The sequence below is a fragment of the Paenochrobactrum gallinarii genome, assembly GCF_014205685.1.
Taxonomy (GTDB): Bacteria; Pseudomonadota; Alphaproteobacteria; order Rhizobiales; family Rhizobiaceae; genus Paenochrobactrum; species Paenochrobactrum gallinarii.
The window spans coordinates 64,564-88,556 of the sequence record NZ_JACIIU010000005.1 but is presented as its reverse complement, the minus strand read 5'-3'; the positions used below and the strand labels follow the sequence as shown (position 1 = coordinate 88,556).

Below are 23,993 nucleotides of genomic sequence, written 5' to 3'. Positions count from 1 at the left end.
TTCTTCAATAACAATGCTTGTATGGTTTGGCAGACCTAATTTATACAAAATTAAGTGCTAACAAAGACGTTCAATTTTCAACTGTACCGGACATGGCAAATGGCTGTTTATCACCCACCTAAAATTCCGTCGTCTGAAATCACACCACAGTCTGTTTATACGCAGCGTCGTACTTTTTTAAAGCTTGCAGCGCTCGGGCTCACAACACTTGCGACAACGAAATATGCCGGTGCAGCGGCACTTAATTCTTCAAGCAGCGCATATATGCTGGATGAGAAACTGACACCGCAAAAAGATGTCACGACTTATAATAATTTTTATGAATTCGGCTTGAGCAAAGATGATCCGTCTAAATTGTCTGGCAATTTTAAGTCAAGCCCCTGGACAGTGACAATTGATGGCATGGTCAGCAAGCCAGCCACATTTGACCTTGATAAGCTGATCAAAGAATTGACCATTGAAAGCCGTGTTTACCGCATGCGCTGTGTCGAGGCGTGGTCGATGGTTATTCCATGGGATGGTTTTCCGCTGGCCGCATTATTGAAAAAAGTTGAACCTTTGGGCAGTGCGAAATATGTCCGCTTTGAAACTATTGTCCGGCCGGATGAAATGCCGGGTCAATCAGGCTTTTTTCAATCGCTTGACTGGCCTTATGTTGAAGGTTTGCGGCTTGATGAAGCGATGAACCCGCTGACATTACTGGCTGTTGGTCTTTATGGTGAGACATTGCTTAATCAAAATGGCGCGCCGCTTCGTCTTGTTGTACCTTGGAAATACGGTTTTAAAGGCATCAAATCGATCACCCGCATTTCGCTCACCGATCAGGAACCTAAAAATACGTGGCAAATTGCCAATCCGCAGGAATATGGCTTTTATGCCAATGTTAATCCGACCGTTGATCATCCGCGCTGGAGCCAAGCGACTGAGCGCCGGATTGGGGAGGGCGGTTTCTTCGGTGCTAATCGCAGGCCAACTCTGCCCTTTAATGGCTATGCCGATGAAGTGGCCGCCCTTTATACGGGCATGGATTTGAAAGCGCATTTTTGATGCAGGGCTTTTCGTTGTCTCCACCCAGACGTTGGCAGGGAATGGTCAATGTCGCTGTCTATATTATCGGCTTTATACCGGCGATTTGGTATTTTTATCTGGGGGCAACCAATCAGTTAGGCGCCGATCCCGTTAAAAGTTTTGAGCAGGCACTAGGCCTTTGGGCGCTACGTTTTCTTATGTTGACGCTGGCAATTTCGCCGCTGCGTGATATTTTAGGCTGGAATTTTATCCGCTATCGCCGTGCGCTTGGTCTGCTAAGTTTTTATTATGTCTTGATGCATCTGGCCGCTTATCTGCTGCTTGATCTGGCAATGGATTTTTCAACCCTTTGGGATGATGTAGCCAAGCGTCCCTTTATCATGTTTGGTATGGCAGCACTCGGGCTGCTTGTGCCGCTTGCTCTGACATCCAATAATTTTTCCATCCGTAAAATGGGCCGAAAATGGATATGGCTTCACCGGCTTATTTATGGTGTGGCCGTGCTGGTTTTGCTGCACTTTTCATTGTCTGCGAAAGTGCTGAGCCTTGATCATTATTTTTATATAGCACTCATTATCCTGATGCTTTTATATCGTGGTCGCCGTGCTTTAAAAAGGAAACTGCGCAAGCTTAAATGAGTTAGACCTTAGGTTTGAGATGAATGACCACATCCACTTTAGTTATCTCATAACCTTCCGGCGCTTCCGGCAGGCGATTTATAATTGTATCACCGGCGGGGGCATCAACTATGCGATCTTCGTCCTGCACGTAGAAATGATGATGATCGCCGGTATCAGTATCAAAGTAAACCCGCTCGCTGCCAGTGCAGATGCGACGCAATAAACCTGCTTCACTAAAATGATGCAGCGTATTGTATATGGTCGCCAGCGATAATTGCTCGCCAGTGGTTTGAATTTCCTGAAACAGATCATCGGCTGTGATGTGACGATGCGTTGCGCCAAAAAGCAACCTGCCGATATTCAGGCGTTGTCTTGTCGGACGCAAGCCCACTTTCTTGAGGCGGTCAGATATTTCCTGCAAACGAACATTGTCCGGTTTATTCGATGATAATAAGCGCTTGCGGTTTTCCTCAGTTATGAACAGCATGTAATGATCCGGTATTTTGCCATGGTGGCGGTCAGATATGATTAGTGAAATTCAAAGCTGCCCATAGAATAAGCGAAAAACAAACCGGGTCAAGTTATTTGCAATTGACTTGCAACTGCATTTATTAGGCTGATTATAATTGGAGAGTAAATTCAAGGATTAACGCAGTTTTACCGGAAGGCGTAGTTTCTGCCTCAGGCAAACCGGTTTTCACAAAACCGGCTTTATGTAAAACATGTACGGATGCCGAATTATCGGTAACGGTTCTGGCGCGTAACTGGCGCAGTCCTAAAGTGCGCGCATAATCAGCTGCCAGCATCAATGCTTTATAAGCAATATTTTGCCCTCTGTAATCAGGCGCGACCCAATAACCAATTTCAGCGTCATGATCGGTGAAATCAAACAAGACCAGACTACCGGCAAAGCGGTCGCTTGCAGTGACGGCAATCGTTAGAACTGCTAACTCTCCACTCCGCAAACCATCCGCGATTGAGCCATCAATCATTTCGCTAACAATTTCAGGCGTGTAATGTTCAAGCGGCAAATGGCCAAATTGTTTGACATCTGCATCCATAGTATCAGCGGCATAGGCAGGCGCATCTGCTTGTTTCATCGCACGTAAACTAAGCTGCGGATTGCTGACAGGCAGGTGTTTTAGAAGGCTGGGTTTGAGGGGCGACGATGTCATATTAAGCATTTACCTCTTCAATTTTCGCTTTTATGCTCAGTAATCAAACATCATTTGCTTGACTCGAACGCTGTTCGATAAATATGTATAGTGGTGTGAAAAGAGTCAAGTGGTAGTGCTGGGTGGGAGGATAGATTGGTCATGGCGGAAAAATCAGATAAGACGAAAACAGGGCAGTCTGTTTGGCTGAAGCCAGTTAAACCTGCACCAGAAATGCCTGCTTTATCAAAAGAGCGTATTCTGGATGCTGCATTGGAAATCCTTGATCAGCAGGGATTGGTAGGGCTTACCATGCGCAAGCTTGCCCAGCATTTAAATGCGGGCGCGGCTTCTCTTTATTGGCATGTCGAAACCCGTGATGATGTGCTGGAGTTAGCGCTTGATGCTGTATTGAGCGATATTATCTATCCGCTGGAAAGTGACGATTGGCAGGTTACGCTGATTGCTTATATGCATGAGTGGCGACGTATTTTATTGCGCCATCATTGGGCGCCCGCATTAATCGGTTTTCGCCCTTTTATTGGCCCCAATGCATTGGAGCGCTCTGAATATTTGCGACGAATTTTGATGCATTCCGGCCTTGAGGCAACAGATATCATTCAAGCTGGCTATACATTGTCCAATTTTATGATTGGTTCGGTAGTCACGCAAATTGCATGGCAAAATGGCGGAGCTGATAATGCGCGACCGCAGATCAAAGAATTCATGCAGGCGCAAACGGCAAAATATCCTTTGCTCGCATCGCAAATAGCCTATGATTCAAGTGATTGGGATGCAAGCTATATCAAAGGTTTAAACTGGATCATTCGCTCGCTGAGCCAAGTGTAAGGCGATCGCTTAATGCTCAACCATTCATTTTAATTTTCTTCAAAGCAAATATTCCCTTGCGAATCGCATAAGTAATGACTTATGTATTAAGCATGACAGAGAACGATATTTTTAAAGCACTTGCAGATCCAACACGGCGCGCTGTTTTTGAAAAACTGGCGACAGGTCATATGAATGCCAGCTCTTTGCGCGAAGGTATGGGCATTAGCCAGCCGGCAATGTCGCAACATCTGGCGGTTTTGCGTGGAGCAGGATTGATCCGTGAGGAGAAAGCCGGGCGTTATGTCAATTATGAGGTTAATCCGGATGGATTGGCGTTTATTGCACAATGGCTTAATCAATATCGTGCTTATTGGCCTAAGCGGATTGATGACTTGAAGCTCTTGCTGAAGGATATGGATCAATGAGTGTTCAATTGCCAGACGAAAAGCCTGAAGCTCTAGTTTTTAAATATACGCTTGAAGTAAGCCCGCAAAAACTATGGCGCGCATTGACCATTCGGGAATTTCGCGCCCGATGGTTACCCGATCTTGCCGAGAGCGAGCCTGAAGAAGAGGCCACGATTCTAGAAAAGCAGATATCGTACAAAATGCGTGAGAAAGTGCCGCCTTTTCTGGAAACACAGGTAACATTTCGCATTGCTGATAATGATGATGGCACAGCAATGCTGACGATCATTCATCAGCTGACAGATGCGCGTATCCGGCAACAGCGAGATGCAGCTAACAGCAATCATGTGCCGATGATGATGGCTGCCTAAGCGCCTTTATCCCCTTATCAAATATTGAAGAACGGAGATCGCCTATGCGCGACACGATGCAACTCGTCCCTATGGTTATTGAGCAATCGGAAAAAGGGGAGCGTTCTTTTGATATTTATTCCCGCCTGTTGCGGGAGCGCATCATTTTTTTAAATGGTGAGGTTAATGACACGATGTCAGCGCTTATTTGTGCACAATTGTTGCTTTTAGAAGCCGAAAGCCAGAAAAAGCCGATTAATCTCTATATTAACTCGCTGGGTGGTTCGATGACGAGCGGACTGGCAATTTATGATACAATGCAGTTTATCCATGCTCCGGTGCATACGCTATGTATGGGGACGGCGCGCTCGATGGGATCGTTTTTATTAATGGCCGGTGAACCGGGGCATCGCTCTGCTTTGCCTAATGCCAGCCTGCATGTGCATCAGCCATTAGGTGGCTTTCAGGGGCAGGCTTCGGATATTTTTATTCAGGCCGAAGAGATGCGCAAAACCAAGCATAAAGTGATTGAATTTTACGCCAGACATTGTGGCCGTACCTATGAAGAGGTCGAGCGAAAATTGGATCGGGACTGCTTTATGGATGCTCAGGAAGCGCTGGAATGGGGCTTAATTGACAGTATTTTGCAGAAAAATGCGTCTGTTTAAGGCAAGAAATATAAAAATACAGTGCTTTTTGAAGCGCTACACCTAAATAAGAGATATTAATTCATTAGGAGATGTATGCGCAGAAGCTAAAAAATTGGATCGCGTCAAGCGGCTGATAAACGGGAAGTCACTTCACCGGCTTTTGTGCTATGCTCTTATGAAATCTTCAATCATCGCCTTGTTTTCCATTACTTGGTTCAGCTGAACCAAGTAATGATGGTCTGTTTCAGGCTGATGATCTTTTCGGCACATTTCGCCTCTTTGCACCGATCCCACATTTTAAAACATGCTGAAGCGCGGTTTTAAAAACCATAGGTCGTTTCAGCATATCCGCATTTTTTAATGGCACCTGTAAGTTTTTCAAAAGACAGGTGCGTGGGTGATATGATGAATATATCAAAATTAGAGCGCAAAGTGCTTGAGATGCTATCGCGTGGTGGCAGAGTTGTGCTGGAAAAAGATGAGCGTAATAAAGTGATCGACGCTGATTTTATTACGCGTGAGGTTTGGTTTATGGATGGTGTCGGTTTGGCACAATTCGTTAATTTACGAGCCAAAAGATTGTTCCGCTCAACACAAGGCAGTGACTATTACATCTCGCGTGACGGAATAGTCAGCCTGCAAGCATCAAGGCAGCAGGTAAAAAAGTGAGCTTGATCTCGCTAATTGCCGTCTTTTCTGTTAAAAACTGTCTGCGCTTTGGCTAAAAAGCGCAGACAGTTTTGGATACATGGTCGTTTAAAAATGAATTCTCTGAAACTGACAGATGGTCGTTAATTGGCGTGGTGTGAATGGGGCGCAGTTGACGGGCGTGTTGTCATTTTTTGTCTGGGCGCTGGCATGGCTGGCCGATTTACTTTTGGTGAAAAAGACGCCGAAGAACTCAATTTAAGAATTATCTCTGTAGATCGCGCCGGCTTGGGTGGTTCAGCTGCAGACCCGCAGAAAAATTTTGTAAGCTGAACAAGTGATATCAAGCAATTGCTCACACGGTTAAAGCCGAAGCACCACTTGCTTTAGGATTTTCGCAAGGTGCTGCTTTTGCTTATGCTCTGGCTGCCGCCAATCTTGTTGAAGCGCTTGCCATTGTTTCAGGACAGGATGAGTTGCCTTATCCGGCAACTATTAAGCAGTTGCCTGAACAGGTTGCGGAGATGGTTGAACTAGCAGGTTCTGACGCGGCAATACTCGAAGCGCAGATTGCGCAATTTGCAATTGCAGACTGGCTTTGGCAGATGATAGAAACCAAGAGTGCCGAGCAAGATTGTGCCTATTATGCACGAGGTGATTTAGCTCCGCATTATCGTGCGGCTTTGGAGGCTGGATTTTCTCCAGGTGCAGCAGGGTACGCGCGCGATACTATTCTTGCGATGGCACCTTGGCCATTTCGTCTGGAAGATGTGCGGTGTCCGCTTCAGATAGGTGGTGGGAAATCTGCACAGCTAGGATAAGTGGAAATTCTGCCTGATTTCGGCTTAGGTGCCGGGAACAGGGGATACTATGACGAGACGACCACGCCTGAACCATAGCCCAGTTTTTAAGGCAAAAGTTGCGCTCGCTGTGATCAGAGGCGAGCAGACGCTAGGCTCAGGTCTCATTGATCAAGTCAGAATATGACGGTTGCTGCAATGCAGATAGCAGACATGAAGATGTGCGCACATCGATCATAGCGGGTATGGATGCGTCGCCAGTCTTTGAGCTTTCCAAACATATTTTCGATCCGATGTCGCTGACGGTAGAGCATTGTGTCATGTGGAATGAGAACCTTGCGGTTGGCCTTTGATGGGATGCAGGGGCAATGCCGTGCTTGTTTAGAGCTGCCCTGAACCAATCGGCATCGTAACCACGATCTCCAAGCATAGTTTTGGCATTAGGCAGCGCATCGATCATCAACCTGTCAGGTTTGCCGCCTTACGCTGCGAGGCTTGCGAAGATCTTGTTGAACACACCCATTCGGCTCCACCGAATGAAGCGGTTGTAGATCGTCTTGTGCGGGCCGTAGGCAGCCGGTGCATCACGCCAGCGCAAGCCATTCCTGAGCACGAAGATAATGCCGCTGATAATCCGGCGATCATCAACTCGCGGCACACCATGTGACAACGGAAAATGAGGCTCGATCCGGCGCATCTGCGCCGCCGACAACCAGATCAAATCACTCATAGCAGCACCTCCTTGCGGTACCATTGAATCAATAGATTAAACACTACGCAACCAATTAATAGGTCTTGAGCCTAGTTGAATTATCCCAGCAGTTTGACGTGCACGCCAGCCAGATAAAGCAATGGAAGGATCAACTCCTTGAGGGGGCGACCGGCGTTTTCGGCGACGAGGGAAAAGCTGAACCTCCAGTTCCAACCGCGATGTTAAAACGCTTCATGCCAAGATCGGCGAGCTAACTCTGGAAAAAGATTTTTTATCCGGTGCGCTCAGCAAGGCGGGGTTGCTGGGGGACAAGAAATGATCGACCGCACACAAGTTGTCGGACCCACGACAAGCCAAGCTTCTCGGCTTTAGCGGCAGCAGTGCTTACTATTCACCACGCCCGGTATCGGATGGCGATCTGGCATTAATGCGCCGGATCGATGAATTGCATCTGGAATATCCATTCGCGGAAAGTCGGATGTTGCAGGGGCTTTTGAAGGGAGAAGCGCTTGAGGTTGGGCGGCTGCATGTCGCTACGCTGATGAAGAAGATGAGCATCGAGGCGATTTACCGTCGCCCCAACACCTCGAAGCCAGCGCCAGGGCATAAAATCTATCCTTCTCTCCTGCGCAAGCTAGCGGTCACCAGACCCAATCAGGTATGGGCAATGGACATAACCTATATTCCGATGGCACGTGGTTTTGTCTATCTGTGCGCTGTCGTCGACTGGTTCAGCCGCCGGGTCCTGTCATGGCGACTGTCAATCACGATGGAGGCTGACTTCTGCATCGAAGCAGTTGAGGAAGCGCTGATCCGCTATGGAAAGCCTGAAATATTTAACACGGATCAAGGGGCACAGTTCACTTCCATTGACTTCACCAACATGCTGAAAAAGGCAGAGATCGCCATCTCAATGGATGGCAAGGGTGCGTGGCGGGACAATGTCTTCGTCGAACGGCCCTAGCGGTCAATCAAATACGAAGAGGTTTATCTTCACGCCTACAAGACCGTGTCCGAGGCCCGCACTGGCATCGGCAGATATCTAAAATTCTACAACAGCCGACGGCCACATTCATCGCTTGACCGAGAGACACCGGATCAGGTTTACTTCAACGAGCTGACACCTATGATGGTGGCAGCATAATTGCGGCGGAAATCCACTTAGCAAAAAGCCCGAAACTGTTCAGGCAAACCGAGCCACTTCTGGCTTTGGTATCGCTTAAGTGATAAAAGTCCGTTGCATTCGCCTGACTTTGGTAAAACACTTAAGGAGTGCCTTCCGCCAGCTAAACTTAATCAGGTTGTTGACGCGGGGAGCGCTATTTTATGGGGTCATTCGCGTGAAATACTGATGCAATTGGTTGGATTCAGCTAATTGCTACAAAACTTTGAGAGAGTGCGTATATATCGCACTCTCTCAAAGTGATCATTAATCTGCCATTGATTTACGCAATGCTTCGGCAATGGTTGCCCTTGCGGTTTCATCTAGCGGGGCTTGTGGCAAGACAGGGTTGCCAACATCATAGCCCTGAATGTGCAGCGCCGTTTTGATGCAGCCAGCCAAGCGATAACGGGCAAAAACATCATTGAACTGCCATAGCTGTTTTTGCAAAATTGCTGCTTTTTTCCAGTCATCTGCCATACAAGCCTGATAAAGCGCTACGCTTTTTTCCGGTAGAACACATGCGGGGCCTGCAAAAATACCTTTGCCGCCCATCATCAAAACACTTACCGCAATATGAGACGAGGCAGCATAAACATCCAAATTATCGCCACAACGCTCCATAATCGTCAGCAGACGACCGGTATTACTGGAAGCATCTTTCAGGCCGATAATATTGCTATGTTTTGATAAGATGCTGATGGTATCGACTGTCAGATCAGTACGTTGAAAGTTTGGATTGGTATAAACAATCATCGGCAGACCAGCCTGATTGGCAATGGTCAAAAAATAGTTCTGAATTTCCGCTTCAGTGAGTGGAAAATAGGAATCCAGCACACTGACAATGCCGCTGACACCTATTTTTTTATAGAGTTTAGCTTGCGCAATGGCACCTTCCGTTGAGGTGCTGGCAACACCTGCAATAACTGGTACGCGCCCGTTTGCAGCTTCCACGACAACTTCAATCACACGCTGTTTTTGTGCATCATTCAGGTAGGCATATTCGCCGGTGCTGCCCAGTGGGGTCAGGCCATGCACGTCTTTGGCAATAAGGTCTTCACAAAGTTTTGCCAGTACGGTTTCGTTGACCTGTGCATTTTCTTTCAAGGGACTGACAAGGTAAGGCATGACGCCTTGAAATAAGGACATTCTCTTCACTCCGGCTATGTATCGAGCCAAAAAACAGGCGTTATCTGAGACGGAAAACGCCGCTAAATTGCTGTGAAACATGGGAAATTGAGTGGAAACGGTAAAGAGAATTCTACGCCGCCAGTTATTCCTAAAAGAAATAGCTGGTGCGCTTGTGTTGCTAGGTTCTTAAGTCAGCGGCTGTATTTCGCAGCACATCCAAAAAGGCATCTGCGGCTGGTGAAAGCCTTGTATTGTTGCGTGTTGTGATGCCAATAACTCCGGCGGTTGCTCCTAATGTCAGTGGTAAAATCACTAAGCTGCCAAGCAGCGCTTCCTGACGTGCAACCTGCACGGGCAAGACGCCTAAATAATCTGTATCAAGCAATAATTGCCGGTTGGTGAGAAGCGAAACGGAATCGACCGCATGGGCTGGAGGCTCAATACCTTCATCCCGAAACGCAGTATCAATACGCCGGCGCATATTAGTCTCGTGGGGTGGTAATACCCATTCCCACTTGATCAGTTCCGCGAGATCAAGGTTGTCGTGACGGGTAAGCGGATGGCCACGCCGTGCGACAACACATGCTGAATCTTCCATCAAAATTTCATGGGTTACTTGTGCGGTTTCGCGGCGCTCAGACAGGCGACCAACCACAAAATCAAGCTCTCCGGCGCGTAAAGCATGGATCAGAATGTCATCTGTACCCTCGACAACTTTAATGATGATTTTTGGGCGTTCACGCCGCAATTGCGCAATGGCTTTTGGCAGCAATTCGGCCGATGCAGCAAGCAGAGTGCCAATTGCTACACGGCCACCCTTGCCATCACGAAGGTCAGCCAGATGTTCTTCTGCATTGCTAAGCTGATGCAGCATCAGGCGGGCGTGATCCGCCAGCGTGTCACCAAATAAAGTGGGCACCACGCCGCGATTGGTGCGGTCAAACAAGCGCACTGCGGTTAAGGCTTCCACCTCTTGCAATGCTTTGGTGACCGCAGACTGGGTCATATTCAACCGTTTGGCCGCGCGCGCCAGATTACATTCTTCAACAATCGCAACGACCATGCGCAAATGGCGCAAGGTGAGGTTGTTGGTCAGTAGTCTTGATCGTGGTGTACTCATTGTTCTGATATTCCATATAGTCATATATAAGTCCAGAGAATTCACTTGATAGAATTTCAGTTACTTGAAACACTGTTGATGGAGGAGATAAAAATGACTGACTTGCTGGTGCATAAATTGGCTGAGGAGGCTGCATTGCCACGTACCCAACTGGACGTGGATTACAATGCCCGCGCCACAGTGACGGTCGATCGTTTTGATGAGATTATGGCGCAGGCCAATGCGATTTCTCAAAAAGCGCTGGCACATTATGCGACGTTTAAAGATGTCATTTATGATGAACTGTCGCAGCAGAAACTGGATATTTCCGGCACTGTAGCAGGTGAATTACGACCTGCTTTTATCTTTATTCATGGTGGCTATTGGAAAGCGCTCTCAAAAGAAGAATCGAGCTTTATGGCCGGTTTTCTGCAAGCGCACCAAGTGGCGAGCGTAGCCGTTGAATATACGCTGGTGCCTCAGGCAAGTTTACGTGAAATTGTTCGGCAAGTACGTGCCAGCATTGCTTATTTATGGCAGCACGGGCGCGAGCATGGCATTGATCCGAACCGTCTTTATGTTGGCGGCAGTTCAGCCGGCGGGCATTTAGCCGGATGCGTGATTGCCGGTGGATGGCAGGCAGAGTTTAACGTGCCGGACAATGTCATTAAGGCGGCTTTGCCATTGAGCGGTCTGTTTCATCTGGCGCCAATCGCCAATTGTTTTGCACAAGAATGGCTGAATTTAACCTCTGCCGATGTGAAAGCTTTAAGCCCCGCTGAAAACCTTTCCTCTCAAGGCTGCCCGATCATCGTGGCATATGCTGAAGGTGAAGCGGCAGGCTTTAAGCGTCAGTCAATCGACTATCATCAGTCATGGCTGGATGCAGGTTTCAAAAGTGAAATTTTTGAAATCAAAGGCCGCAATCATTTCGATATCGTGCTGGATCTTGCCGATCCTGACAGTCTGCTTGGGCAGGCATTGCTGCGTTTGATTGCCGACAATCCTTCTTAAAAAATACAGGCCTTTGGGTCTGCTCTTTTCGTCTTCTGAACAGATTAAATGAACGGAAATAATATGAAGTATACCAGGAAAGACGCCAAGGCTTATTCCCGGCAGCATATGAAAGGCATCTGGGCTGCGGCTCTGACACCTTTTACTGCCGATCATGCCATTGACGAGGATGCGGTTCGTCGTAACTACGATCATTGGATTGAAGACCTGAAGATTGACGGCTTTTTTGTCGCCGGTAAGCAGGGCGAGTTTTTCTCAATGTCGCTGGATGAGCGCAAGCGCAGCTTTGAGCTGGCGGTTGAGGCTTGTGCCGGACGTGCCCAGACTATCATGTCTTGTTCTGACCAGAACATGGATGTAGTGATTGAACTTGCACAACACGCACAGAAAATTGGTGCGGATTACATCGTTGTGCATGCGCCTATCCTGCATTTCTTCAAAGAGCAGGATGAAACACTTCTCAATTATTACCGCACCATTGCGGAAAAAGTAGATATCGGTATTGCGCTTTGGAGCCATCCGGACAGCGGTTATCTGATGAGCCCTGAGCTGTGCAACAAGCTGGCTGATATCGAAAATGTGGTGGCAATTAAATATAGCGTGCCGCGTCCGATGTATATTGAGCTGGAACGCCTTGCCGGTGATAAAATTTTGGTCAGCACCGCATCAGAAGATGAGTGGCTGGATAACATTATCGATCTTAAATGGCAGCTCTATCTTTGCTCTTCCCCGCCATATCTGATCCAGACCAAAAATGATTTGCGCATGCGTGAATATACGGATCTGGCTTTTGCAGGCAAATTTGAAGAAGCACGCCGCATTCGTGACAGTCTTGAGCCTGTGCGTAAAGCGCTCAAAGGCACACGTCCGGCTGAAAAACCACATTCCCACCAGAAATACTGGCAGGAACTGCTCGGCCAGACCGGCGGCACCGTGCGCACACCATTGCTTGAGCTGACAGACGCCGAAAAGAAAGTGACACACGAAGCCTTCGAGAATTGCGGACTGAAACCGTAACACGATCTGAAGACTGTGCGGTGTTTTAATAGGCACTGCGCAGTTTCAACCGACTGATAATATTGGCTTTTGTTCATCACCACCCAGCCCTGTGCAATCGAGGCATCATGAAATTTACCCGTCTTCTTCCATTGCTTGCCGCATCTTTACTGGCATCTAGTGCCGTTAATGCCGCTGATCCTGTGAAAATTGGCTTCATCACCACCTTGTCTGGCTCTGCGGGTTATTTGGGGCAGGATGTGCGCGATGGTTTTGAGCTGGCCGTTAAGATGGGCAAAGGCACGCTGGGCGATGTGCCGGTTAACGTGCTGGTTGAAGATGATGCGATGAAGCCTGCCAATGGACGTCAAATTGCTGACCGCTTCATGAATGATGAAGGTGTGACGCTCTTTACCGGTCTTGTGTTTTCAAACGTGGCTGGAGCGACTGTTCCGGAAATTTTGGATGGCGGCGGTATTTTTGTCAGCCCAAATGCAGGGCCATCGGAATTTGGCGGCAAAGGCTGCGATGCCAATTATTACGTGATTTCATATCTGACTGATACAATGCAGGGCAGTGCCGGTCAGAATGCGACTGATCTGGGCTATAAACGTGCTTTTCTGCTGGCGCCTAACTTTCTGGCCGGTAAAGACGCGATCGAGGGTTTCAAGCGCTATTTTAAGGGCGAGATTGCCGGTGAGATTTATACGCGCGTAGATCAGAATGATTTTGCTGCCGAAATGGCACAAATCCGTCAGGTTAATCCTGATGTGGTTTTCCAGTTTCAGCCTGGTGGTTTAGGTATTGCTTTCCTGCGCCAATATCAGCAAGCCGGATTGTTAGGCTCAGTACCGATGGTGATTGCCGAGCCGTCCATGGATCATGCGATTTTGAAAGCTGTCGGTGATGCGGCAGAAGGCTTGAATGTTTCCGGCTCGTGGAACACCGATTTGGACAATGATGCCAATCGTGAATTTGTGGCCGCTTTTGAAGAAGCCTATAAGCGCACTCCAACCATGTATGCCGCGCAAGCCTATGACACTGCCAATGCCATTGGTGCCGCATTACGCCAGACAAAAGGCGATGTGGAAGACCGCGATGCTTTCCGTGAAGCGATGTTAAAAGCCGATTTCAAATCTGTGCGCGGCACGTTCAGTTTCGGTAAAAACCAGCATCCGGTGCAAGATTGGTATGCCATGCAGGTGGTGCGTGGTGATGATGGTGCCTTGACACTCAAAACCCGCTCAAAACTGCTCAGCAGCCATGGTGATCCGTTCGCGGCTGATTGTGATCTTTGAGAGCGCCATGAAGATTGTTGCACACCATATTCCGGAATTAGATATCACCCTGCATCAGTTGCAGGGCACTGATCTGCGCATTATCTGCATTCCGGATATGGAGGCAAACTGGCCGGTAAAAGCATTGCTGGGCAGTTTGTCGGATGATGAATTGCTAGAGGCTGCACAGCAAGCGCCTGCAGGTTCCATGGATGTTGAAAAAGGCACTATTCGCCTCAATTTCAATATTTATCTTATTGAAACGCCGGATTATGTCGCATTGATTGATGCAGGTGTGGGCAATCAGAAAAATCGCCCTGATCGCCCCGCATGGCATCAGCGCAATTCTGCATTTCTGGACATTCTGGCTGCGCTTGGTGTGCAGCCTCATGACGTTGATTACTTGATCAATACGCATCTTCATGCCGATCATGTTGGCTGGAATACTGTTTTTCTCGATGACATATGGCAGGCCGCATTTCCCAATGCAGCTTATATCGTGCCGGAAGGTGAACTGACCTACTGGTCGCAAATTCACGCAGAAAATGCAGAGAAAACCACGCTGCATGGTGCGTTTGAAGACAGTATCAAGCCGATTATCGAAACCATTGGTTTTCAGGCTGTACCTGCAAATTATCAGATATGCGACGGCCTGACATTTGAGCCGGCCTTTGGTCATTCACCAGGCATGGCGGTAGTGCGTTTGAAGTCTGCTGAACTCAATATCTTGTTTACAGCAGATGTTATCCATCATCCGCTGCAATTATCGCAGCCATTGGCGGTATCCAATTTTTGTAAAGCACCTGATCAAGCGCGTGCAACGCGCATGAGCTTGCTGGAAAACGCAGCCAAAGAGCGGGTGATCATGGCGCCATATCATTTTCCGCTGCCGGTTTTCGGGCAGGTGGAAGGAGGGGAAGGCATCTATAGCTATGTGCCTTTCGACGTAGAAATAACAACAAAAGACTGAACGAAACGAGATGCAGTACACGCTGCATATGGAGGAGAACGGGCATGATTAAGAAGAGTTTACTTGCAATGAGTGTTCTGGCTTTCAGCACTTTGCCATATGCGGCATTGGCGCAAGAGCCAGTTAAAATTGGTATGATTACCACTCTTTCAGGGCCTGCCGGCTATTTAGGTCAAGATATTCGTGACGGGTTTAAACTGGCCATGGAAATGGATGGCGGTAAGCTTGGTGATGTTGCTGTTGATCTGATTGTTGAAGATGACAGCCAGAAACCGGGACAAGGCAAACAGATTGCCGAACGCCTTTTAAATAATGATAAAGTGCAGTTGTTTACCGGTATTGTTTTCTCCAACGTGGCTGGCGCAACGGTGCCGGACATTCTGGATGGTGAAGCTTTTTATGTGAGCACCAATGCGGCACCGTCTAATTTGGCAGGTAAAGAATGTAACGAAAATTATTTTGTCGTCCCTTGGCAAAATGACAGTCTGCATGAAAGTGCAGGACAGCTTGCAACCAATCTTGGCTATAAAACCGCTTTCGTTCTGGCTTCCAATTATCAGGCCGGTAAAGATGCGATCACCGGCTTTAAGCGCTATTTTAAAGGCGATATTGTCGGCGAAGTTTATACCGGCCTCGACCAGACCGATTTTGCTGCTGAAATGGCACAAATCCGCGCCAAGAAACCGGAAGTGGTTTTCCAGTTTCATCCAGGTGGCCTTGCGATCACATTCCTGCGCCAATATGAGCAGGCCGGTTTGATGAAAAGCACACCAATGGTGGTGGCAGAACCATCACTGGATGCCAATACATTGAAAGCTGTTGGTGACATTGCACTAGGCTTGAATGTTTCCAGCCACTGGAACTCCGATTTTGATAATGCGGCAAACAAGAAGTTCATGGAAGCATGGATGAAAGCCTATAATCGTGCGCCGACTTATTATTCCAGTCAGGGCTATGAGGCTGCCCTTGCAATCGGTGCAGCTCTTAAAGCTACCAATGGCAATGTTGAAGATAAAGACGCTTTCCGTGAAGCCATGCGTAAAGCCGATTTTGAAGCCGTACGCGGTAACTTCAAGTTTGGTGTGAACCATCATCCGGTGCAGGACTGGTATGCTCTGCGCGTTGAAAAAGATGAAAACGGTTTACCTGCATTGAAAACCGTCGGTAAGATTTTGGAAAATCACGGCGATGTCTATGCCGCTTCCTGCAAAATGTAAGCACTGATTTTAATGCCTTAAAAGGCAAAGTTAACATTTCAGACGGGGATTTTTTCTCCCCCGTCTGAGCAGTGTTTCGGCACAAATTGGTGTTTCGATTTTAATTCTCAAGGCGGTCTTTGATGATGCTTTTCCTTGAACAGATGCTGAATGGCCTGCAATTCGGCGTGATGCTATTTTTGTTGGCAGCAGGTTTGACGCTTATTTTTTGGAATTATGGGCGTCATTAATCTGGCTCATGGTTCTATTTACATGATCGGTGCCTATGCGGGCACTTACGTGGCAGCAGAAACCAATTCGTTTTTTTTAGGGGTGCCGGCGGCATTGGCAGCGGCCGCTATTGCCGGTGTTGCCATTGAATTTCTGGTGGTGCGTCGGCTTTATAAGCGCGATCACCTCGATCAGGTGCTTGCTACTTTTGCCATCATTATGATTGCAAACCAGACAATTACACTGCTTTTTGGCCGCCAGCCTTTGTTTGTTTCCATGCCCTCTTTGCTGGACGGATCATTGGAAATTCTGCCGGGTCTTTTTTATCCGGTCTATCGTCTGGCAATTATTTTTGTTGGCCTGATGGTGGCGCTCGGGCTCTATCTGCTTATTAACAAAACCCGTGTTGGTATGTTGGTGCGCGCCGGTTCAACAAACCGCGACATGGTGCGTGCGCTTGGTGTTGATGTACGCCTTCTTTATACGGCTGTGTTTGGTCTTGGTGCTCTTTTGGCCGGCCTTGCGGGCTTTATGGCGGGGCCGATTATGGCTGTGCAAGTGGGCATGGGCGAGCAAATCCTCATTACAACATTTGTCGTCGTGGTGATCGGTGGCGTTGGCTCCATTCGCGGCGCGTTTTTTGCAAGCCTTTTGCTGGGTCTCGTTGACACAATGCTGCGTGCCTATCTGCCACCGCTATTGCGTCAAGTGATGGAAGGTGCCGAGGCAGATGCGCTGGGCGCCGGTATTTCCTCAATGGGTATTTATCTCTTGATGGCCATTGTTCTTCTCATTCGCCCTAAAGGGCTGTTCTATGCAAATAATTAATAAGGCAGCACCTATGGAAAACTCTCTTAAGAAGCCATTTCTGCTAGCCTTCGGGTTAGTTCTGCTCATAGCACTGCCGTTTGTGTCGGATGCTTTGGGTTATCCGGCAATGACATCACTGGCTACGCGTGTTTTGATTTACGGCATCGCTGCGGCAAGCCTTAATCTGGTGCTTGGCTATGGCGGCATGGTCAGTTTTGGTCATGCAGCATTTTTCGGCCTTGGCGGCTATGTGGTTGGTATTTTGTACCAGCATTACACACAGGATGATCTGTTTTTAGGGCTGATCCCCGGTTCAAACCAGTTGCTGGTGACACTGCCTTTGGCCGTGCTGGTCAGTGGTGTGATGGCGGCTATTATTGGTGGCTTGTCACTGCGCACCGGCGGCGTGCAGTTTATTATGATCACGCTGGCTTTTGCGCAAATGCTGTTCTTCCTGTTTGTGTCGCTCAAAACCTATGGCGGCGATGACGGTTTGATTATTCGCCGTACCAATGAACTGCCGGGGCTGAATATGCGTGATAAGCAGACGATCTATTATGTCTGTCTTGCCATCACCGTGCTGTTCTTTTTCCTGATGTGGCGCATGGTCAATTCGCGTTTCGGCAATGTGCTGGTTGGTCTTCGCCAAAATCAACGCCGCATGGCAGCACTCGGCCTTCCGGCCTATCGTTATAAGCTTGTCGCTTTCATTATCTCTGGCATGGGGGCAGGGCTTGCCGGTTGTTTGATGGCTAATTTCCTGCGCTTTGCAAGTCCGGATATGGTGCATTGGACAAAGTCGGGCGAGCTGATGATCATGGTGGTACTTGGTGGTGTGGGCACATTGTACGGGCCGTTGATCGGTGCCGGTGCTTTCATTGTGCTTGAGTCCATTCTGGCCTCATGGACAGAATATTGGCAGTTGGCCTTTGGCTTTATCCTGTTGGTTGTGGTGCTTTATACCAATGGCGGCATTCAGGCTCTGTTGAAGCGTATCGGCGGGAGATCAGCATGAGTGAACCTATTCTTAATGTAAGCGGTCTTGTTAAAAGGTTCGGTGGTTTGCTGGCGACAGACAGTGTTTCGCTGGATGTGCGGCCGGGTGAAATCCACGCGCTGATCGGCCCCAATGGTGCAGGCAAAACCACGCTTATTTCGCAGTTACTCGGTGAATTGAAATCCGATGCCGGTAAAATTGAACTTGAAGGCTGTGATATCAGTCGTTTGCCGACTGCAAAACGTATCGGGCTGGGGCTGGCACGGACTTTCCAGATCACTTCTTTGCTGCCCGAGTATAGCGTGTTGGACAATGTCGCTATCGCTATTCAAATTCGTCAGGGACATAGTTTCCGCTTTTGGGGCAATGTCCGCAAAGAAACGCAGTTGCGTGATAGTGCACTTAATTATCTTAGACCCATCGGTTTGGAACACCGCGCCGATGAATTGGTTGCCAATCTCTCGCATGGTGAGCAAAAGCAGCTGGAACTGGCGGTTGCCATGGCAACAGAGCCAAGGGTGATGTTGCTTGATGAGCCGATGGCAGGGCTTGGCCACACTGAAAGCCAGCAAATGGTAAAATTGCTGCAAGGCTTGAAAAGTCAGGTCAGTATGTTGCTGGTTGAGCATGATATGGATGCGGTTTTCCAGCTTGCAAACCGTATTTCGGTACTAGTGTACGGACGCGTTATTGCAACCGGTAGTGCAGATGAAATTCGTAATCATCCGGAAGTACGCAGTGCCTATCTGGGAGAGGGAGATGAAGCATGCTGAGCGTTGCAGGACTGCAATCCGCATACGGGCCCAGTCAGGTGCTTTTCGATGTGGAACTCGAAATTAAAGAAGGTGAAATCGTCACGTTGCTTGGGCGCAATGGTATGGGAAAAATGACCACTGTGCGCTCTATCATGGGGCTTTTGCAGCCATTATCCGGCAAAATCAGCTTTGGCGGACGCGATACATTTGGTTCCGCACCGGAAGTGGTCGCACGCCTTGGTGTTGGCTTGGTGCCGGAAGGCCGTGAAACCTTCTCCACTCTGACGGTACGTGAAAATCTGGTGGCGACAGCTGCCAACCGATTGCAGCGCTCATCCCCTTGGACATTGGAGCATGTTTACGCGCTTTTTCCACGCCTTCAGGAGCGCGCAGGCCAGATGGCTGGCACATTGTCTGGTGGTGAACAGCAAATGCTGGTGATCAGCCGCGCTTTGATGACCAACCCGAAATTGCTGATTTTGGATGAGGCAACCGAAGGCTTGGCACCGGTAATCCGCGCTGAGATCTGGAATTGCATCGAAACTTTGAAGCAACAGGGACAGGCGATCTTGCTGATTGATAAAAACATCAATGTTTTGAAGCGTTTGGCAGACCGTCATTATGTGCTTGAAAAAGGTAAAACCGTTTGGTCGGGCACCAATCAGGATCTGAAGGATAATGCCGAACTGGTTCACGGATATGTAGGAATTTAACAAAAAGCCTCTTCGCCATCGTTGGAGAGGCAAAATTGAACAAGAGGCAGACGACCAAAAACCTCTCGAAAAGAGAGTGTGTTTTTTCACATTAAACAAAAAAGACATGACTGACTTTTTCAGCATCGTTTCGGTGAATGCCTATCTGCGTGCCGAAATTTTGAAAACCTCATCTCTCTTAAAAATTATGATGCAATGGAGAATGAGCCATGACGAAACAATATCCGGAGCTAAGCCTTTATATTGGTGGCACGTGGAGAAAAACTGCAAATACATTACCTGTGCTTAATCCGGCAGATGAAGCAGTCATTGGCGCTGTTCCGGTTGCAACACGAACGGATCTGGATGATGCGATTGCGGCTGCCGAGCAGGGGTTTAAAGTTTGGAGAAATACTGCCCCAGCCAAGCGTTCAGAGATTATTCTGAAAGCATGTGCGTTGATGCGAGAGCGCACTGATGAGATTGCACATTCCATCACCATGGAGCATGGCAAGCCATTTGAACAGGCACGGCTTGAAGTTATTCGTGGGTGCGAGTTTTTTGAATGGGATGCAGCCGAGGGTCTGCGCACTTATGGACGGGTTATTCCAAGTGCACCGGGTACTCGATACACAGTTATTCATCAGCCGATTGGCGTGATTGCGGCCTTTTCGCCTTGGAATTTCCCGATGAGCCAGCCATCGCGCAAAATTGCAGGTGCCTTGGCTTCCGGCTGCTCAATCATCTTGAAAGCGGCAGAAGAAACACCAGCCGGTGCATATCATATTGCGCGAGCATTTCATGATGCAGGTTTGCCGGCGGGTGTCTTCAATCTGGTTTTTGGTGTTCCGGTTGAAATCTCAGATTATCTGATCCCGCATCCGACCATCCGTGCCATTGCATTTACCGGTTCAACGGCTGTTGGCAAACATCTGACGACGATGGCATCGCGCTATATGAAGCCTGCTTTGATGGAGCTTGGCGGCCATGCACCAGTGATTGTTTGTGACGACTATGATGCCGGTGCCGCTGGCACTATGTCCGCGATCCGTAAAGCGCGCAATGCCGGACAGGTTTGCACCTCACCGACCCGTTTTTTTGTGATGGAAAAAAGCTTTGAAGCCTTTACCAATGCTTTTGTGGAAAAAGCGCGCAGCATTAAAATTGGTAATGGTTTGCATTCCGAAACGGAAATGGGGCCATTGGCCAATGAGCGCCGCATTGAGGCGCTGGAAACTTTGGTGAGTGACGCCAAGGCAAAAGGAGCCCGCGTTCTGACAGGTGGCGAGCGGCTTGGTAATCGCGGTTATTTCTTTCCTGTGACTGTGCTGGCCGATGTGCCTGATGATGCGCGTGTTTTATCGGAAGAGCCATTTGGGCCATTAGCTTTGATCAACTGTGTTTCTTCTGTTGAAGAGGCACTTGAAAAAGCAAATTCGCTGCCATTTGGTTTGGCGTCTTACGCTTTCACGCATTGCGCAAAAAACGTCTATTACCTGAGTGAAGGCATAGAAGCTGGTAATTTTTCAATCAATACGCTGGAGGCCTCTTTGCCGGAGACACCTTTTGGCGGTGTTAAAGATAGCGGTTATGGTCGTGAAGGTGGCACGGAAGGTTTGTCGCATTATACGGTTGTGAAAAATATTTCACATCAGATTTGGTAAATAAAAAAGGGGGATTTAATCCCCCTTTTTGTTTGTTTAGCCAAAGTTCAACTTATTATTTCAGCTCTAAGTTACCGGTTTGGGTCATGCCGGTGGCAAGGTAACCGCCATCAACAGCCAGCGTGTGGCCGTTGACATATTTAGCTTGCGGAGAGGCGAGATAACAAACTGCTGACGCAATGTCGTCTGCCTCACCTAAATGACCGGCAGGGATCATCGGTAGCAGTTTTGCCCGCGTCACATCCGTATAAGCGGCTTCAGTCATGGCCGTCACAATAGCACCCGGTGCAATTGCATTGGCGGTGATGCCATAAGCCCCGAGTTCCAGCGCTAATTGGCGTGTGAGTCCGGAGATGGCAGCTTTGGAAGTGCCATAGGCAACGCGGCCGACACCAGCACGACTGCCACTAATCGATGCCATATTGATGATGCGGCCATAACGCTTTTTGACCATGTCGCGGGCTGCACGTTGCGAACATAAAAATGTGCCGGTCAGGTTGATGGCCATTAAGCGGTTCCATGCATCAAGCGGAAAGTCGAGAAGCGGCTGTACCACCAGAATACCGGCGCAATTGACCAGAATATCGCAACTGCCGCGCCAGTCATTGGTTAGTGCGAAAGCGTTATCCACCGATTGCGGGTCAGAAACATCGAGCTTAATGCCGAGGGCCTCATGTCCTTGCGCCTGAATAAGTGCGACTGTTTCGTCAATGCCTTGCTGGTTGAGATCAGCGACGACAACAGAAGCGCCTTTGGCCGCAAGTTGTAAGGCGCTAGCCCGACCAATGCCTGAGCCGCCGCCTGTTACCAGTGCAACACCATTAATTTCATTTTTAGTCATTTTAGCGCCCCATCATTGTGTCTGGAAGCCATGTCACGATGATCGGGAAGCAAAACAGCAGAATGATCGTGAAGAGTTCCATCAAAACAAACCAGAACGAGCCTTTGAAAACATCAGCAAGCGAAGTTTCGCGGTCAATCCCTGCAATCACAAAACAGTTGAGCCCAACCGGCGGTGTGATGAGGCCGATTTCACACATTTTGACGCTGAGAATGCCAAACCAGATCGGATCAAAACCAAGTTGAACTACTGTCGGGAACATGATCGGCAAGGTGATGACCATCATCGAGAAAGCATCAAGAAACATGCCCAGCGGGATGTAGACCAGCAGCAACAGTGCAATGACTGCATAAGGAGGAATGTCGCTGGCAACAACAAAAGCGGCAATGGCATGCGGCAGTTGAATAAGGGTTAGAAAATAACTGAAAATACCAGCCCCGATCATGGTGAATAAGATCATCACCGTCGTGGCTGAGGTTGATCGAAAGCTTTCAACCAATTCGCTGCGCAAATTTTTCGGGCGATGTGCCAGCAGCATCAAAAACGCAGCAACAGCGCCGATAGCGCCGGCCTCTGTTGGGGTGACGAGCCCTAAATAAATGCCGCCGAGCACAACGACAAACAGCACCAGCACTTGCCATGCTTCAATGGTTCCGCGGAGTCGCTCGCCCCAGGGTGTAGCGGGAATGCGCGCTGTCTGGTTCATGCCGGTGCGCCCGATAAAGCTGACACCAATCATGAAAACCACTGTTGTTAAAATGCCTGGCACAAAACCGGCAATCAGCATTTTACCGGCAGATACTTCGGTCAAGGCAGCATAGAAAATCAGCAAAACGCTTGGCGGTATCAAAACACCAAGAACACCACCGGCTGCAACACTGCCGGCTGCAAGACGCGGGTCATAACCGGCCTTTTTCATTTCCGGAATAGCAACGGAGCCAACGGTGGCAGCCGTTGCAACGCTTGAGCCTGATGTGCAGGCAAAGCCGGCACTGGTTAAAATTCCTGCCATCGCCAGACCACCCGGCAAATGCCCGACCCATTTATTGGCGACGCTAAATAATCTTTTTCCGACTTTGGCATGATGGGCAAAAGCTCCCATGAGAATAAAGAGCGGAATGACGGTTAGGGTGTAAGAAGCAGATTGCGTAAATGAGAAGGATTTCAGACGATTGAGCAGAAATGGCAGATCTTCGATCATGACAATGCCTAAGGCACCCGAGAGTGCAAGTGCTGCAAAAACCGGCGTGCCTATTGCCATCAATACAAAGATCATTGCAACAGCAATTGTTGCGACTAATGTTGTATCCATTGATAAATTCCGTTTTGATGAGTCAGCCAACAGGCGACTTTAAAATCTGCGGGCAGTGCTTTTACAATTCCTGACTGGAAGCAGTAACAGGCTTTTGGCGGTGCGGATCACGTCCGGTTAAAACCAAAAGCGCATGAAGAAGTGTTTGCACGACTGCCAGCCAAAGGCCGATTGCTACAGCGATTTTTGCCCACCAAATAGGAACCTGAAAATATCCCCAGCGGAACTCGCGTATCGAAAACGAATAAATTGCTTCCAAAGTTGACGGATAGGCTAGCATCAGGAGGGCAAGAGCTGCCAAAAGCCAGGCAAGTGTTGTCACAAGACGTTGCCATGTCGGGCTGAATTTATCCGTCAGCATGGTCACTCTGATATGGGCATCGTCACTTTGCGCCCAACCAAGCCCCATGAACACAACCATAACCATCGACATTTCCGACATTTCGAAAAGGCCGGGTACGGGTTTACCTGTCAAAGCGCGCAGCACCACATCAAGCGTGATGCCAAACATCATAAAGGCCAGAAAGCCAAGCGCTATCCAGCCGGTAAAGTCGGTAAGACGATTGATAACGCGATTTAGCTTGATCATCCGCATTCCCTCCCGGAAGCGGTCGCCGGATATAGAAACCTATAACCGGCGACATA

The 23,993-nt window shown here is 48.6% G+C and carries 24 protein-coding genes and 3 pseudogenes; 19 read left to right on the top strand and 8 right to left on the bottom strand.

All coding sequences use genetic code 11. The features are described 5' to 3' along the window. Positions 1–99 precede the first annotated feature (99 nt). Together msrP and msrQ are read left to right on the top strand one after the other, a co-directional pair. Positions 100–1,047 carry a protein-methionine-sulfoxide reductase catalytic subunit MsrP gene (gene msrP, locus FHS77_RS07680; protein ID WP_184222005.1) on the top strand — a complete coding sequence of 316 codons (948 nt, stop codon included), beginning with the start codon at positions 100–102 and terminating at the stop codon, positions 1,045–1,047. After that, positions 1,047–1,667: a protein-methionine-sulfoxide reductase heme-binding subunit MsrQ gene (msrQ, locus tag FHS77_RS07675; protein WP_184222003.1), complete on the top strand. Its 621-nt coding sequence runs from the start codon at positions 1,047–1,049 to the stop codon at positions 1,665–1,667. The genes msrP and msrQ overlap by 1 nt, the downstream gene beginning before the upstream one ends. Position 1,668: 1 nt before the next feature. Here the strand turns inward: msrQ and irrA are convergent, their stop codons facing one another. Both irrA and FHS77_RS07665 read right to left on the bottom strand, forming a co-directional pair. Continuing rightward, on the bottom strand, positions 1,669–2,136 hold the full coding sequence (gene irrA / locus FHS77_RS07670; RefSeq protein WP_184222001.1) for an iron response transcriptional regulator IrrA: 468 nt from the start codon (positions 2,134–2,136) through the stop codon (positions 1,669–1,671). Between the two features lie 133 nt (positions 2,137–2,269). Further along, a complete protein-coding gene (locus FHS77_RS07665) occupies positions 2,270–2,824 on the bottom strand; it encodes a GNAT family N-acetyltransferase (RefSeq protein WP_184221999.1) in 555 nt (184 codons plus the stop codon). Positions 2,825–2,965: 141 nt separating this feature from the next. Here FHS77_RS07665 and FHS77_RS07660 point away from each other — a divergent pair, with 141 nt between their 5' ends. The 6 genes from FHS77_RS07660 to FHS77_RS07635 all read left to right on the top strand — a co-directional run bounded on the left by FHS77_RS07660 (position 2,966) and on the right by FHS77_RS07635 (position 6,510). Next, positions 2,966–3,652: a TetR/AcrR family transcriptional regulator C-terminal domain-containing protein gene (locus tag FHS77_RS07660; RefSeq protein ID WP_184221997.1), complete on the top strand. Its 687-nt coding sequence runs from the start codon at positions 2,966–2,968 to the stop codon at positions 3,650–3,652. A gap of 92 nt (positions 3,653–3,744) precedes the next feature. Continuing rightward, positions 3,745–4,059 (top strand): ArsR/SmtB family transcription factor, encoded by a 315-nt coding sequence (locus FHS77_RS07655; protein WP_184221995.1) that lies wholly within the window; start codon positions 3,745–3,747, stop codon positions 4,057–4,059. Continuing rightward, positions 4,056–4,412, top strand: coding sequence for an SRPBCC family protein (locus FHS77_RS07650; RefSeq protein WP_184221993.1), 357 nt, complete (start codon positions 4,056–4,058; stop codon positions 4,410–4,412). The genes FHS77_RS07655 and FHS77_RS07650 overlap by 4 nt, the downstream gene beginning before the upstream one ends. 44 nt (positions 4,413–4,456) lie before the next feature. Next, a complete protein-coding gene (locus FHS77_RS07645) occupies positions 4,457–5,059 on the top strand; it encodes an ATP-dependent Clp protease proteolytic subunit (protein ID WP_184221991.1) in 603 nt (200 codons plus the stop codon). 384 nt (positions 5,060–5,443) lie between these two features. Continuing rightward, on the top strand, positions 5,444–5,710 hold the full coding sequence (locus FHS77_RS07640; RefSeq protein ID WP_184221989.1) for a YjhX family toxin: 267 nt from the start codon (positions 5,444–5,446) through the stop codon (positions 5,708–5,710). A gap of 455 nt (positions 5,711–6,165) precedes the next feature. Beyond that, positions 6,166–6,510 (top strand): hypothetical protein, encoded by a 345-nt coding sequence (locus tag FHS77_RS07635; protein WP_184221987.1) that lies wholly within the window; start codon positions 6,166–6,168, stop codon positions 6,508–6,510. Between the two features lie 155 nt (positions 6,511–6,665). Here FHS77_RS07635 and FHS77_RS07630 read toward each other — a convergent pair. Then, positions 6,666–7,219, bottom strand: a pseudogene (locus FHS77_RS07630) (transposase). Between the two features lie 68 nt (positions 7,220–7,287). On the opposite strand from FHS77_RS07630, the pseudogene FHS77_RS07625 reads away from it, so the two are divergent. Continuing rightward, positions 7,288–8,345: pseudogene (locus tag FHS77_RS07625) on the top strand (IS3 family transposase); the annotation flags it as partial. 285 nt (positions 8,346–8,630) lie between these two features. On the opposite strand, the gene FHS77_RS07620 reads toward FHS77_RS07625, so the two are convergent. Next, positions 8,631–9,512, bottom strand: coding sequence for a dihydrodipicolinate synthase family protein (locus FHS77_RS07620; protein ID WP_184221985.1), 882 nt, complete (start codon positions 9,510–9,512; stop codon positions 8,631–8,633). A 160-nt stretch (positions 9,513–9,672) separates the two neighbouring features. Further along, the gene (locus FHS77_RS07615; RefSeq protein WP_184221983.1) at positions 9,673–10,614 is read right to left on the bottom strand and encodes a LysR substrate-binding domain-containing protein; all 942 of its coding nucleotides are present in this window, start codon (positions 10,612–10,614) and stop codon (positions 9,673–9,675) included. Positions 10,615–10,707: 93 nt separating this feature from the next. Here FHS77_RS07615 and FHS77_RS07610 point away from each other — a divergent pair, with 93 nt between their 5' ends. The 10 genes and pseudogenes from FHS77_RS07610 to FHS77_RS07565 all read left to right on the top strand — a co-directional run bounded on the left by FHS77_RS07610 (position 10,708) and on the right by FHS77_RS07565 (position 21,195). Next, complete coding sequence (locus tag FHS77_RS07610; RefSeq protein WP_184221981.1) at positions 10,708–11,607, top strand: alpha/beta hydrolase; 900 nt, start codon at positions 10,708–10,710, stop codon at positions 11,605–11,607. Between the two features lie 63 nt (positions 11,608–11,670). Beyond that, on the top strand, positions 11,671–12,624 hold the full coding sequence (locus tag FHS77_RS07605; RefSeq protein ID WP_184221979.1) for a dihydrodipicolinate synthase family protein: 954 nt from the start codon (positions 11,671–11,673) through the stop codon (positions 12,622–12,624). A gap of 107 nt (positions 12,625–12,731) precedes the next feature. Then, positions 12,732–13,901 carry an ABC transporter substrate-binding protein gene (locus FHS77_RS07600; RefSeq protein ID WP_184221977.1) on the top strand — a complete coding sequence of 390 codons (1,170 nt, stop codon included), beginning with the start codon at positions 12,732–12,734 and terminating at the stop codon, positions 13,899–13,901. Between the two features lie 7 nt (positions 13,902–13,908). After that, positions 13,909–14,850, top strand: a complete 942-nt coding sequence (locus FHS77_RS07595) for an MBL fold metallo-hydrolase (RefSeq protein ID WP_184221975.1) — start codon at positions 13,909–13,911, stop codon at positions 14,848–14,850. Positions 14,851–14,894: 44 nt separating this feature from the next. Then, positions 14,895–16,067, top strand: coding sequence for an ABC transporter substrate-binding protein (locus tag FHS77_RS07590; protein WP_184221973.1), 1,173 nt, complete (start codon positions 14,895–14,897; stop codon positions 16,065–16,067). 122 nt (positions 16,068–16,189) lie between these two features. Further along, positions 16,190–17,105: pseudogene (locus tag FHS77_RS07585) on the top strand (branched-chain amino acid ABC transporter permease). 13 nt (positions 17,106–17,118) lie between these two features. Then, complete coding sequence (locus tag FHS77_RS07580; RefSeq protein WP_184221971.1) at positions 17,119–18,102, top strand: branched-chain amino acid ABC transporter permease; 984 nt, start codon at positions 17,119–17,121, stop codon at positions 18,100–18,102. Next, a complete protein-coding gene (locus FHS77_RS07575) occupies positions 18,099–18,857 on the top strand; it encodes an ABC transporter ATP-binding protein (protein WP_184221969.1) in 759 nt (252 codons plus the stop codon). The genes FHS77_RS07580 and FHS77_RS07575 overlap by 4 nt, the downstream gene beginning before the upstream one ends. Beyond that, positions 18,851–19,552 (top strand): ABC transporter ATP-binding protein, encoded by a 702-nt coding sequence (locus FHS77_RS07570; protein WP_184221967.1) that lies wholly within the window; start codon positions 18,851–18,853, stop codon positions 19,550–19,552. The genes FHS77_RS07575 and FHS77_RS07570 overlap by 7 nt, the downstream gene beginning before the upstream one ends. Before the next feature lie 209 nt (positions 19,553–19,761). Beyond that, positions 19,762–21,195: an NAD-dependent succinate-semialdehyde dehydrogenase gene (locus tag FHS77_RS07565; protein WP_184221965.1), complete on the top strand. Its 1,434-nt coding sequence runs from the start codon at positions 19,762–19,764 to the stop codon at positions 21,193–21,195. Positions 21,196–21,250: 55 nt separating this feature from the next. Here the strand turns inward: FHS77_RS07565 and FHS77_RS07560 are convergent, their stop codons facing one another. The 3 genes from FHS77_RS07560 to FHS77_RS07550 all read right to left on the bottom strand — a co-directional run bounded on the left by FHS77_RS07560 (position 21,251) and on the right by FHS77_RS07550 (position 23,937). Then, on the bottom strand, positions 21,251–22,036 hold the full coding sequence (locus tag FHS77_RS07560) for an SDR family NAD(P)-dependent oxidoreductase (protein WP_184221963.1): 786 nt from the start codon (positions 22,034–22,036) through the stop codon (positions 21,251–21,253). A gap of 1 nt (position 22,037) precedes the next feature. Further along, positions 22,038–23,348, bottom strand: coding sequence for a TRAP transporter large permease (locus FHS77_RS07555; RefSeq protein ID WP_184221961.1), 1,311 nt, complete (start codon positions 23,346–23,348; stop codon positions 22,038–22,040). Positions 23,349–23,409: 61 nt separating this feature from the next. Next, positions 23,410–23,937: a TRAP transporter small permease gene (locus tag FHS77_RS07550; protein WP_184221959.1), complete on the bottom strand. Its 528-nt coding sequence runs from the start codon at positions 23,935–23,937 to the stop codon at positions 23,410–23,412. Positions 23,938–23,993: the final 56 nt, after the last annotated feature.